We start from the raw sequence: 11,694 nt of genomic DNA, 5'->3' as shown, positions 1-11,694 counted from the left end.
TGTGTCAGACAGAATATCGTCAGTCGATCCACGGCCGCTTCGTCGGAGTGCCGCCTAGCCCAATCGCAGGCTGCGCCAGCGGCTACAGGGTTACCGGTGCAACACGTATTGCCCGGTGAAGCGCACCGCATCTTCATCGCTGTCGGCATTCACCACCCGGGTGTGCAGGATCAGCCGCGCGCGACCGTAGCGCTCATACATAGTCACGAACCGGTGCCACACCTCTTCGCTCGGCGCGGCGCAGATCGCCGTGGCGTCGCTGGTCACCGGCAGCGGGTAGTTGATCTGCCCTTCCTGAATCACGATGTGCCCGTCGTCGATCCCCGCTTCTTTCAACCGCAGGTGCAGCCAGCCCCAGCCGGCCAGTACCGCGCCGCAATAGAGGCTGCCGCCGAACATGGTGCTCTTGTGGTTGACGTTGGCTTCCAGCGGCAGTTGCAGGCGCAGCTCATGTGCGTGCCAGTCGAGCACTTTCAGGCCCATGTCCCGCGTCAGGGGAATGTCGTGATGGAGGATGGATTCCAGGTGACGACTGTCGCGGTTCATGCAAGGCCTCGATGGTGAAAGGGGTGCTTTAACAAGGTTAGTCGGCATCGTTCAATCGATGTCGTCGCTACCGGAACTGGCGCTGCTGTCGCCGAAGCTCAGGCCGTGTTTGCGCAGTTTGTCATGCAGGGTCTTGCGTGGAATACCCAGGGCTTCGGCGAGGCTGCGCAGCGAGTTGTGGGAGCGGGCCAGCTCGGCGGCGATCAGGCTCTTTTCGAAGTTTTCCACCTGTTCGCTCAGGCCGCCCTCGACCAGCGTCGGCGCCGGCTGCGAGGCGCCGCCCTCCGCCGCGCTGTTGTCCAGGGCCAGCTCCAGGCCGAGGGCGAAGCGTTCGGCGGCGTTCTGCAGTTCGCGCACATTGCCCGGCCAGCTGTGGCGCAGCAGCAGGGCGCGCTGCCCCGGTTGCAGTTCGTGGGGCGGCAGGCCGTGGCGGGCGCTGGCCTCGTCGGCGAAATGCTGGAACAGCAGCAAGGCGTCTTCGCCGCGCTCGCGCAACGGTGGAATACGCAGCGGCGCGACATTCAGGCGGTAGTAGAGGTCGGCGCGGAAGCGCCCCTGGTCGGCCGCCTGGCGCAGGTCTTCCTTGGTCGCGGCGATGATGCGGATGTCCAGCGGGATCAGTTGATTGCCGCCCAGGCGCTCCACCACCCGCTCCTGCAGCATGCGCAGCAGCTTGACCTGTACATCCAGGCTCATGCTTTCGATTTCATCGAGGAACAGCGTGCCGCCGTTGGCGAATTCGAACTTGCCGATGCGGCGTTTCTGCGCGCCGGTAAAGGCCCCCGGCTCGTGGCCGAACAGTTCGCTTTCGACCACCGATTCGGCCAGGGCGCCGGCGTTGATCGCCACGAACGGACCGTTGCGCCGGCTCGACAGGTCGTGCAGCGCCCGCGCCACCACTTCCTTGCCGGCGCCGGTCTCGCCGAGGATCAGCACGTCGGCCTTGGTCGCCGCCAGGGCGCCGATCTGCTCGCGCAGACGCAGCATCGGCGCGGACAGCCCGACCAGCCGTGCGCTGAGCTCCTGGCGGTCGCTCAGGGCCAGGCGCAGGCTGCGGTTGTCCAGGACCAGGCGGCGCAGGGCCAGGGCACGGCGCACGCTGTCGAGCAGGGCATCGCTGGCGAAGGGTTTTTCCAGGAAGTCGTAGGCCCCGGCGCGCATCGCCTGCACCGCCAGCGGCACATCGCCGTGGCCGGTGATCAGCAGCACTGGCAGTTCAGGATCCTGGCCGTGCAGCTCGCTGAGCAGTTCGAGGCCGTCCATGCCGGGCATGCGGATGTCGCTGACCACCACCCCCGGCCAGTCGCGCTCCAGGCGCGCGGCCAGGCCCTGGGCTTCGCCCAGCGGCAGGATCTTCAGCCCCGCCAGGTCCAGGGTCTGGCTCAGGGCCTGGCGCAGGTGCGGATCGTCGTCGATCAACACCACCTGCACGTCACTGGTGATCGGTGTACTCATACGCTGCGGTCCTCGGACGGTTGCAGGCTCACTCCCGGCGCGCCGGCGCGCAGCCGCAGGGTAATCAGGGCGCCGCCTTCGCGGTGGTTGGAGAACGACAGTTCACCGCCAAAGGCGCGCATCAGGGTGTCGCAGATCGCCAGGCCCAGGCCAAGGCCCTGGGTACGGGTCTTGGTGGTGTAGAAAGGCTCGCCGGCGCGGCCCAGGGCTTCCATGCAGAAGCCCGGACCGTTGTCGCGAATGTACAGATTGACGCCCGTGGCGGTGGATTCGGCACTCAGCCAGAGTTTACGCGGCGGGCCTTTTTCGGTCAGCGCATCCAGGGCGTTGGCCAGCAGGTTGCCGAGCACCTGGCGCAGGCGCGTCTCCCCGGCCTCGACCCACAGGGTGGCCGCCGGCAGGTCGCGGATAAGCTCCACTTCCATCGCCCGTCGACGCTTGGCCAGCAGCGCCAGGGCATCGTCTAGCGCCGGTTGCAGGGCAACGCTTTCCGGCGCGTGGCGGTCGCGGCGGGCAAAGGCGCGCAGGTGGGCGATGATCGAGGCCATGCGCCCGGTCAATTCGCTGATCAGCTTGAGGTTGCCGCGGGCGTCCTCGGTGCGCTGGTGGTCCAGCAGCACCTCGGCGTTTTCCGCGTAGCTGCGGATCGCCGCCAGCGGCTGGTTGAGTTCATGGCTGATGCTTGCCGACATGGTGCCCAGGGCCGAGAGCTTGCCGGCCTGCACCAGGTCGTCCTGGGCGCGCACCAGTTCCTGCTGGGCGTGTTCGCGCTCCAGCACTTCCTGTCTGAGGCGGCGGTTGAGGCCTTCCAGGTCGCTGGTACGTTCGGCCACGCGCATTTCCAGCTCGCGCCGGGCCTTGGCTTCGAAGGCGATGCGCTCCAGGTAGTGGCGGCGGCGCTGCATCATCAGCCCGAGCAACAGCATCAGCACCAGCAGCGTGGCGCCGCCCACCGCCACCACCGTGCGCACCGGGCGGTCGATCAGGGTGCGTGGGGCGAGGATGCTCACGCTCCAGCCGGTTTCGTCGATCTCTCGGGTCTGGGTCAGCCAGGCGCTGGAGTCGAGGTTCAGCGGCCGTGGATCGCGGGTCGGGTAGGGCTGGATGGCGACTATGGCCTTGCTTTCGTCTTCGCTCAGCGGGCGGGTCGAGCGGAAACGCCATTCCGCCCGCGAGGTGAGAATCACCACGCCATTGTGGTCGGTGACCACCAGTTGCTCGGGGGTCTTGCCCCAGAGGCTTTCGGTGTGGTCCAGGTCGACCTTGACCACCAGCACACCGATGATTTTCTCGCCCTTGCGCACGGCGGCGGCGAAGAAATAACCGCGCTTGGCCGAGGTGGTGCCCAGGCCGAAGAAACGCCCCAGGCGCCCGGCCATGGCCTCGCTGAAATACGGGCGGAAGGAAAAGTTACGACCGACAAAACTGTCGTGCTTGTCCCAGTTGGACGCCGCCAGGGTGTTGCCGGAGGTGTCCATCAGGTACATCACTTCGGCCCCGGTCTGGGCGCTGATGTTTTTCAGCAGGCGGTTGGCGTTGCCCTGGGTCACGCCGTCGTCCGGCGCCCCGAGGACCGCGCGCAGCGCCGGCAGCTCGCCGAGAATCTGCGGCAGCACTTCATAGCGGTGCAGGGTGCCCAGCAGGTTGGCGACGTAGAGGTCGAGGGTCTGGCGGTTCTGGCCCGCCAGTTCGCTGCGGTAATAACGCTCGGCCAGATGCTCCAGCGGCCACAGCAGCGGCGCCAGGCACAGGGCCAGCAAAGCCAGGCTACGCCAGCGGGGGCGTTGGGGAAGGGGTGGAGTCATGGGAGCGATGCGCCTGTGGGTACAAGCGCATTATGCCTAGGTTCTATACGTAAACTGCCTGCGCGACGATCATGCCGCGTTAAAAACAGGCTCGGAATGCTCATGTAGGCCCCTACAGTCGAGCGCGACCCCGGCCGTTCCTCGCCTGTTTTTGCCTTGCCTGATCGCCGCTCGGCGACTTTCCGTACAGAACCTACCCCTGCCCGGCAAGACACTCGTGCAATGCGCTGCGCCATTCCGGCTGGACCACGCCCCACTCGCGCGCCAGGCGGCTGCAGTCGAGACGGGAATTCAACGGCCGCGGCGCGGGTGTCGGATAGGCGCTGGAGGGGATCGCCTCCAGGGTCGCGCAGGCCTTGCCCTGGGCCAGCAGGTGCTCGCCGATGGCCTGGGCGAAGCCGAACCAGGAGGTCTCGCCACCAGCGGTCAGGTGATAGGTCCCCCATGCTCCTGGCTGGCCCGCCTGCCAGCGCTCGATCAGGGCGGCGGTGCTGGCGGCGATGGTGCTGGCCCAGGTCGGCGCGCCGATCTGGTCGGCCACCACGCGCAAGTGCGGTTTTTCCTGCAGCAGGCGTTGCATGGTCAGCAGGAAGTTCTTGCCGGTGCTGGAATACACCCAACTGGTGCGCAGGATCAGGTGTTCGCCACCGACTGCGTCGATGGCCCGTTCGCCGGCCAGTTTGCTCTGGCCGTAGACACTCAGTGGGTTGGGTTCATCGTCTTCGGTGTAGGGGGCCTGTTTGCTGCCGTCGAAGACGTAATCGGTGGAGTAGTGAATCAGCGGGATCCCCAGTTTCCGCGCTTCCTCGGCAAACACCCCGGGGGCGCTGGCATTGATCGCAAAGGCCAGCTCCGGCTCGCTCTCGGCCTGATCGACGGCAGTATGGGCGGCCGCGTTGATGATCAGTTGCGGGCGCAGGCTGCGTACCTGTTGGCGAATGGCGTCCGGGTTTGTCAGGTCGAGCAGGCCGCGCCCGGGCACGATCAATTCGTGCTGGTTGCCCAGGCGCTGTTGCAGGGCCTGGGAGACTTGGCCGTGCTGGCCGCTGATCAGGATCTTCAACCGGCTGCTCATGGGAACAGCTCGGCTTCGCTGAGCAATTTGCCGGCCTGATCCTTGGCCGAGAGCTGCGCCGGGCCCGTGAGTTGCCAATCGATGGCCAGGGTCGGATCGTCCCAGCGAATGCAGCGTTCGGACGCCGGCGTGTAGTAGTCGGTGGTCTTGTAGAGGAATTCGGCGTACTCGCTCAGCACCACGAAACCGTGGGCGAAGCCTTCCGGTACCCACAGCTGGCGATGGTTATCCGCGGACAGCCGCACCCCGACCCACTTGCCGAAGTGTGGCGAACTGCGGCGGATGTCCACCGAGACGTCGAGCACTTCGCCGGCGACGACCCGCACCAGCTTTCCCTGGGTGTTTTCGATCTGGTAGTGCAGGCCGCGCAGCACGCCCTTTTGCGAGCGCGAATGGTTGTCCTGGACGAACTGGGTGCGCACGCCGGTCGCGGCTTCGAACGCCTTGGCATTGAAGCTCTCGTAGAAAAAACCGCGCTCGTCGCCAAAGACCTTGGGCTCGATGATCAGCACGCCGGGCAGTTCGGTGGCCAGGACCTTCATTGGGTTTCTCCCGCCAGGCTGTAGAGGTATTGGCCGTAGCCGGTCTTGCCGAAGTACTTGGCGTGCTCGAGCAAGTGCTCGCGGTCGATCCAGCCCTGGTTGTAGGCGATTTCCTCGAGGCAGGCGACTTTCAGGCCCTGGCGGTGCTCGATGGTCTGCACATACTGCGAGGCTTCCAGCAGGCTGTCGTGGGTGCCGGTATCGAGCCAGGCGAAGCCACGGCCGAAACGTTCGACGCTGAGGTCGCCGCGTTGCAGGTAGGCGTTGTTGACGTCGGTGATTTCCAGTTCGCCGCGTGCCGAAGGCTTGACCGCCTTGGCGATGCTGACCACCGAGTTGTCGTAGAAATACAGCCCGGTCACGGCATAGCTGGACTTGGGTTGCAGAGGCTTTTCTTCGATCGAAAGGGCATTGCCCTGTTCGTCGAAATCGATCACGCCAAAGCGCTGCGGATCCTTGACCCAATAGCCGAAGACCGTCGCCCCGGAGGGTTTCGCCGCGGCGTTCTGCAGCTTCTCGGTGAAATGCTGGCCGTGGAAGATGTTGTCGCCGAGGATCAGGCACACGGGGTCGTCGCCAATGAATTCCTCGCCGATCAGGAACGCCTGCGCCAGGCCGTCCGGCGACGGTTGCTCGGCGTAGCTGAAGCGCACCCCGAACTGGCTGCCGTCGCCCAGCAGGTTGCGGTACTGCGGCAGGTCCTGGGGGGTGGAAATCAGCAGGATGTCCTTGATGCCGGCCAGCATCAGTACCGAGATCGGGTAATAGATCATCGGCTTGTCGTAGACCGGCAGCAGTTGCTTGGACACACCCAGGGTGATCGGGTGCAGGCGGGTGCCCGAGCCACCCGCCAGAACGATACCTTTCATCATGCGATCAGATCCTTGAAGTCAGTGAAGCCCAGGCGTTGCCCTTGATAGCTGCCGTCCTGCACGTGCTGGCACCATTCCTGGTTGTCCAGGTACCACTGCACGGTCTTGCGCAGGCCGCTGGCGAAGGTTTCTTGCGGCACCCAGCCCAGTTCGCGCTCGATCTTGCCGGCGTCGATGGCGTAGCGCAGGTCGTGGCCGGGGCGGTCCTGGACGAAGGTGATCAGGTCGGCATAGTGCTGCACGCCTTCGGGCTTGCGTGGCGCCAGTTCTTCCAGCAGTTGGCAGATGCCGCGCACCACGTCGATGTTTGTCTGTTCGTTGTGGCCGCCGATGTTGTAGGTCTCGCCGACCACGCCTTCGGTCACCACCTTGAGCAGGGCGCGGGCGTGGTCTTCGACGAACAGCCAGTCGCGCACTTGCAGGCCGTTGCCATACACCGGCAGCGGCTTTCCGGCCAGGGCGTTGAGGATCACCAGCGGGATGAGTTTTTCCGGGAAGTGGAACGGCCCGTAGTTGTTCGAGCAGTTGGTCACCAGTACCGGCAGGCCGTAGGTGCGCTGCCAGGCGCGGACCAGATGGTCGGACGCAGCCTTGCTGGCGGAGTAGGGCGAGCTGGGGGCGTAGGGCGTGGTTTCGGTGAACAGGTCGTCGACGCCGTGCAGGTCGCCGTACACCTCGTCGGTGGAAATATGGTGGAAGCGGAAGGCGCTTTTCTCCGCCGTCGGCAGGGCCTGCCAATAGGCGCGGGTGGCTTCCAGCAGGCTGTAGGTGCCGACGATGTTGGTCTGGATGAAGTCCGACGGGCCGTCGATGGAGCGGTCGACATGGGACTCGGCGGCCAGGTGCATGATCGCCTGGGGCTGGAAGCGCTCGAGCAGGGCGCTGACGGTGGCCTGGTCGACGATATCGGCCTGGACGAACTCGTAGCGGGTGTCGCTGGCGATACTCGACAGCGACTCCAGGTTGCCGGCGTAGGTCAGCTTGTCGAGGTTGAGCACTTCGTGTTCGGTGTTGCGGATCAGGTGGCGAACCAGCGCCGATCCAATAAAACCGGCACCGCCGGTAACGAGAATGCGCATATGGGTAGGCCTTCTTCCCTAAGACATGAAGTCGCGAATGGAGCATAGCTTGTCGGCAGCCAGCGGCCGCTGCAAGGGGCGCCGACGTCTGGCCCGGCTATTGGCATCCTGTTTAGCTTCCCGGCGGCGGTGCAGCCCTTGTCGACTGCCCGGGCCTGGGGGTTGCGTAACGCCTGGCGCAGTGGCGATATACGCATCTGACAATAATTCCAGGGGTCGTTCCATGTTGCTCGCCACGTTGATTCACCGCGCCAGCCTGCCCGGTCCGCAGGTCACCCCACAGCAGGCGCTGGACCTGCTCGAAGTGCACTACGGCCTTGGCGGCACGCTGCAATCGTTGGGCAGCCAGCAGGATCTCAACTACCGGCTCGACAGCCCCCAGGGGCGGTTTGTCCTGAAGATCTGCCGTGGCGACTACGCGGCCCTGGAACTGCAGGCCCAGCATGCGGCGCTCAAACACCTTGGCGCCCACCCCGAGCTGCACGTACCCCGGGTGATCCCGGCGAAGAACGGCGCCGACCTGCTGTCCCTGGACGTCGATGGCCAGGCGCTGCATGTGCGGCTGCTCGACTACATCGAAGGCCAGGCGCTGACCCACCTCAAGCACCTGGGCCCCGAGCTGGCAGCCGGCTTTGGTCGGCTGTGCGGGCAAATGGACCTGGCCCTGGCGGACTTCCAGCACCCAGGACTTACGCGCACCCTGCAATGGGACGCGCGTCATGCCCATAGCCTGATCAAGCACCTGTTGCCGGTGATCGCCGATGAACAGCAGCGCAGCCTGATCGCCGACGTGGCCGAGCAGGCCGAGCGCCGCGTGCAGCGCCTGGCCGAGCAGTTGCCGGTGCAGGCGATCCACCTGGACATCACCGACGACAACGTGGTCTGGCAGCGTGACGCCCAACGCCACTGGCAGGTGCAGGGGGTGATCGATTTCGGCGACCTGATCCGCACCTGGCGCATCACCGACCTGTCGGTGACCTGTGCGGCGTTGCTGCACCATGCCGAGGGCGATCCGTTCTGCATCCTGCCGGCGGTCCGCGCCTATCACGCGGTCAATCCGCTACAGCAGGCCGAGTTGCTGGCGCTGTGGCCGCTGATCGTGGCCCGCGCCGCGGTGCTGGTGCTCAGTGGCGAACAGCAGGTGAGCATCGACCCGAACAACCAGTACAGCCGCGACAACCTGAACCACGAATGGGAGATCTTCCGCGTCGCCACCTCGGTGCCGTTCGAATTGATGGAAGCAGCGATCCTCGGGGCGGTCGGCCAGACGCTGCCGGCCATCGCCGGCGAAGGTTTCGCGCCGTTGTTGCCGGGCCTGGTGGGACGCGAGTTCGCCCTGATCGACCTGGGCGTGCTCAGCCCGCACTTCGAGGCCGGCAACTGGGAGCAGCCGGAGATCGATACCCAGCTGTTGCAGCAGGCCGCGGCGGCCCATGGGCTGGCGGCCAGTCGCTACGGGCAGTATCGCCTGTCCCGGACCTGCCCGGACAGTGCCGTCGAGCCGGACACCTTCCCGTTGCATGTGCAGTTGCAGGTGCCGTCGGGCACGGCGGTCGAGGCGCCTTTTGCCGGGGTGCTGCACCGTGCCGCCGACGGTGCGTTGCGCCTCGACGGCCCGCAATTGAGTGTACGGCTATGGGGCGTCACGCCCTCGGTGCATGCCGGCGCGGCGCTGGTCAAAGGCCAGGTGCTGGGGGCGGTGGACGGCGGGCTCAAGGTCCAGCTGTGCCGTGGCGCGCAGCTTGATCCGCCGCTGTTCTGTACGCCATCGCGAGCCGCGGCATGGCAGGCGCTGTGCCCGTCGCCGGCGGCGCTGCTGGGCCTGGCCTGCGACGCCGAGCCGGAGCTCGATCCGCAAGCCTTGCTGGCGCGACGCGAGGCCAGTTTCGCCCGCTCGCAGAAGCACTATTACGTCGACCCGCCACGCATCGAGCGCGGCTGGCGCAACCACCTGATCGACATGCAGGGCCGTTCCTACCTGGACATGCTCAACAACGTCGCGGTGCTCGGCCACGGTCATCCACGCATGGCCGCCGAGGCCGCGCGCCAGTGGTCGCTGCTCAACACCAACTCGCGCTTCCACTACGCGGCGATTGCCGAGTTCTCCGAGCGCCTGCTGGCGCTGGCGCCGGATTCCATGGACCGGGTGTTCCTGGTCAACAGCGGCAGCGAGGCCAATGACCTGGCGATCCGCCTGGCCTGGGCCTACAGCGGCGGGCGCGACATGCTCAGCGTGCTGGAGGCCTACCACGGCTGGACGGTGGGCGCGGACGCGGTGTCCACCTCGATCGCCGACAACCCCCAGGCCCTGAGCAGCCGCCCGGACTGGGTGCATCCGGTGACCGCGCCCAATACCTATCGCGGTGAGTTCCGCGGCCAGAACAGCACTCCGGACTACGTGCGCAGCGTCGAACACAACCTGGCCAAGCTGGCGGAGCAGAAGCGCCAGCTGGCCGGTTTCATCTGCGAGCCGGTGTATGGCAACGCCGGTGGCATCGCCCTGCCGCCGGGTTACCTGAAGCAGGTCTACGCCCTGGTCCGCGCCCAGGGCGGGGTGTGCATCGCCGACGAGGTGCAGGTCGGCTACGGGCGCATGGGCAAGTTCTTCTGGGGCTTCGAAGAGCAGGGCGTGGTGCCGGACATCATCACCATGGCCAAAGGCATGGGCAACGGCCAGCCGCTGGGGGCGGTGATCACCCGCCGGGAGATCGCCGAAGCGCTGGAGGCCGAAGGCTATTTCTTCTCCTCGGCCGGCGGCAGCCCGGTGAGTTGCCGGATCGGCATGGCGGTGCTCGACGTGATGCAGGAAGAAAAACTCTGGGAAAACGCCCAGGTGGTCGGCGGCCACTTCAAGCAGCGCCTGGAAGCCCTGATCGAGCGTTATCCGCTGGTGGGCGCGGTGCATGGCTCGGGGTTCTACCTGGGACTGGAGCTGATCCGCAATCGCCAGACCCTGGAGCCGGCCACGGAGGAGACCGCACTGCTGTGCGATCGCCTGCGCGAGCTGGGGATCTTCATGCAGCCCACCGGCGACTACCTGAACATCCTCAAGATCAAGCCGCCGATGGTCACCACGCGCCAGAGCGTCGACTTCTTTGTCGACATGTTGGCGAAGGTGCTGGACGAGGGGCTCTAAGCCCCTCGATCTCCTCGTACCCGGATCGCGAGCAAGCAGCCAGCCTCTGTAGGAGCGAGCTTGCTCGCGATAGCGCCAGAACAGACAACCCCATCCCCAGAACGACCCGATAAATATCGATAAGAATCGGTATTTATCGGGTTTTATTTTTGAATTTATATTTTTATGACTTCTAAAGTCGATTTTTATCGGATATAAAGTCATCCCTGTCGGGACCCGGCCAAGCCGCGTCCGGCCTTGCCCTTTTCTGTCATCGGCCGATGCCACCATCGGTCCTTTGCTGCTGCCCAGGAGATGATTCATGAGCCGTATCGTTACCGTCGCCGCAACCCAGATGGCCTGTTCCTGGGACCTCGAAGCCAATATCGAGACCGCGGAAAAGCTGGTCCGCGAGGCCGCCGCCAAAGGCGCGCAGATCATCCTGATCCAGGAACTGTTCGAGACCCCGTACTTCTGCCAGAAGCCGAACCCGGACTACCTGCAGCTGGCCACCCCGGTGGAAGGCAACGCGGCCATCGCCCACTTCCAGAAGGTCGCCCGCGAGCTGCAAGTGGTGCTGCCGATCAGCTTCTTCGAGCTGGCCGGGCGTGCGCGTTTCAACAGCATCGCGATCATCGACGCCGACGGCAGCAACCTCGGGATTTATCGTAAAAGCCACATCCCGGACGGCCCTGGCTATCACGAAAAGTACTACTTCAATCCGGGCGACACCGGCTTCAAGGTGTGGAACACCCGTTACGCGAAAATCGGCGTGGGCATCTGCTGGGACCAGTGGTTCCCCGAGTGCGCCCGCAGCATGGCACTGCAAGGCGCGGAGATCCTGTTCTACCCGACCGCCATCGGCAGCGAACCCCACGACAAGAGCATCTCGTCCCGCGACCACTGGCAGCGCGTGCAACAAGGCCACGCCGGCGCCAACCTGATGCCGCTGATCGCCAGCAACCGCATCGGCAACGAAGAGCAGGACGGCTACGACATCACCTTCTACGGCTCGTCGTTCATCGCCAACCCGTTCGGCGAGAAGGTTGAAGAACTGAACGAGACTGAAGAAGGTATTCTTGTCCACAGTTTCGACCTCGACGAGCTGGAACACATTCGCAGCGCCTGGGGTTCGTTCCGCGACCGTCGGCCGAACCTGTACAGCGCGATCAAAACCCTCGACGGTTCCCTGGAGTCCTGAACCC

General features: G+C 65.4%; 9 protein-coding genes. 2 read left to right on the top strand and 7 right to left on the bottom strand.

Annotated elements, in window-relative coordinates; translation table 11 throughout:
- Positions 1–90: 90 nt before the first annotated feature.
- From NRG23_RS17645 to rfbB, 7 genes are all read right to left on the bottom strand, one after another.
- On the bottom strand, positions 91–546 hold the full coding sequence (locus NRG23_RS17645; RefSeq protein ID WP_053268031.1) for a YiiD C-terminal domain-containing protein: 456 nt from the start codon (positions 544–546) through the stop codon (positions 91–93).
- A 51-nt stretch (positions 547–597) separates the two neighbouring features.
- Positions 598–2,001 carry a sigma-54 dependent transcriptional regulator gene (locus NRG23_RS17640; protein WP_009046480.1) on the bottom strand — a complete coding sequence of 468 codons (1,404 nt, stop codon included), beginning with the start codon at positions 1,999–2,001 and terminating at the stop codon, positions 598–600.
- The gene (locus NRG23_RS17635; protein ID WP_009046481.1) at positions 1,998–3,806 is read right to left on the bottom strand and encodes an ATP-binding protein; all 1,809 of its coding nucleotides are present in this window, start codon (positions 3,804–3,806) and stop codon (positions 1,998–2,000) included. Before NRG23_RS17635 ends, NRG23_RS17640 begins: the two co-directional genes overlap by 4 nt.
- Before the next feature lie 193 nt (positions 3,807–3,999).
- Positions 4,000–4,881 carry a dTDP-4-dehydrorhamnose reductase gene (gene rfbD / locus NRG23_RS17630; protein ID WP_257371475.1) on the bottom strand — a complete coding sequence of 294 codons (882 nt, stop codon included), beginning with the start codon at positions 4,879–4,881 and terminating at the stop codon, positions 4,000–4,002.
- The gene (gene rfbC / locus NRG23_RS17625) at positions 4,878–5,423 is read right to left on the bottom strand and encodes a dTDP-4-dehydrorhamnose 3,5-epimerase (protein ID WP_053268033.1); all 546 of its coding nucleotides are present in this window, start codon (positions 5,421–5,423) and stop codon (positions 4,878–4,880) included. Before rfbC ends, rfbD begins: the two co-directional genes overlap by 4 nt.
- Positions 5,420–6,295 carry a glucose-1-phosphate thymidylyltransferase RfbA gene (gene rfbA, locus NRG23_RS17620; protein WP_025808399.1) on the bottom strand — a complete coding sequence of 292 codons (876 nt, stop codon included), beginning with the start codon at positions 6,293–6,295 and terminating at the stop codon, positions 5,420–5,422. The genes rfbC and rfbA overlap by 4 nt, the downstream gene beginning before the upstream one ends.
- Positions 6,292–7,374 (bottom strand): dTDP-glucose 4,6-dehydratase, encoded by a 1,083-nt coding sequence (gene rfbB, locus NRG23_RS17615; protein WP_028683831.1) that lies wholly within the window; start codon positions 7,372–7,374, stop codon positions 6,292–6,294. The genes rfbA and rfbB overlap by 4 nt, the downstream gene beginning before the upstream one ends.
- A gap of 223 nt (positions 7,375–7,597) precedes the next feature.
- On the opposite strand from rfbB, the gene NRG23_RS17610 reads away from it, so the two are divergent.
- Both NRG23_RS17610 and aguB read left to right on the top strand, forming a co-directional pair.
- On the top strand, positions 7,598–10,510 hold the full coding sequence (locus NRG23_RS17610) for an aminotransferase (RefSeq protein ID WP_257371474.1): 2,913 nt from the start codon (positions 7,598–7,600) through the stop codon (positions 10,508–10,510).
- A gap of 301 nt (positions 10,511–10,811) precedes the next feature.
- Positions 10,812–11,690 carry an N-carbamoylputrescine amidase gene (gene aguB / locus NRG23_RS17605; protein WP_038582957.1) on the top strand — a complete coding sequence of 293 codons (879 nt, stop codon included), beginning with the start codon at positions 10,812–10,814 and terminating at the stop codon, positions 11,688–11,690.
- The last annotated feature ends 4 nt before the right edge of the window (positions 11,691–11,694 follow it).

The sequence above is a fragment of the Pseudomonas sp. T8 genome, from assembly GCF_024610635.1.
GTDB lineage: Bacteria > Pseudomonadota > Gammaproteobacteria > Pseudomonadales > Pseudomonadaceae > Aquipseudomonas > Aquipseudomonas chlororaphis_I.
This window is presented reverse-complemented; position numbering and strand designations above follow the sequence as displayed.

What these genes read in the sequence shown, in the direction of transcription:
- NRG23_RS17645 (WP_053268031.1), bottom strand. Translation starts at nt 546, where the DNA reads ATGAACCGCGACAGTCGTCACCTGGAATCCATCCTCCATCACGACATT.
- rfbD (WP_257371475.1), bottom strand. Translation starts at nt 4,881, where the DNA reads ATGAGCAGCCGGTTGAAGATCCTGATCAGCGGCCAGCACGGCCAAGTC.
- rfbB (WP_028683831.1), bottom strand. Translation starts at nt 7,374, where the DNA reads ATGCGCATTCTCGTTACCGGCGGTGCCGGTTTTATTGGATCGGCGCTG.
- rfbA (WP_025808399.1), bottom strand. Translation starts at nt 6,295, where the DNA reads ATGATGAAAGGTATCGTTCTGGCGGGTGGCTCGGGCACCCGCCTGCAC.
- NRG23_RS17640 (WP_009046480.1), bottom strand. Translation starts at nt 2,001, where the DNA reads ATGAGTACACCGATCACCAGTGACGTGCAGGTGGTGTTGATCGACGAC.
- NRG23_RS17635 (WP_009046481.1), bottom strand. Translation starts at nt 3,806, where the DNA reads ATGACTCCACCCCTTCCCCAACGCCCCCGCTGGCGTAGCCTGGCTTTG.
- rfbC (WP_053268033.1), bottom strand. Translation starts at nt 5,423, where the DNA reads ATGAAGGTCCTGGCCACCGAACTGCCCGGCGTGCTGATCATCGAGCCC.
- NRG23_RS17610 (WP_257371474.1), top strand. Translation starts at nt 7,598, where the DNA reads ATGTTGCTCGCCACGTTGATTCACCGCGCCAGCCTGCCCGGTCCGCAG.
- aguB (WP_038582957.1), top strand. Translation starts at nt 10,812, where the DNA reads ATGAGCCGTATCGTTACCGTCGCCGCAACCCAGATGGCCTGTTCCTGG.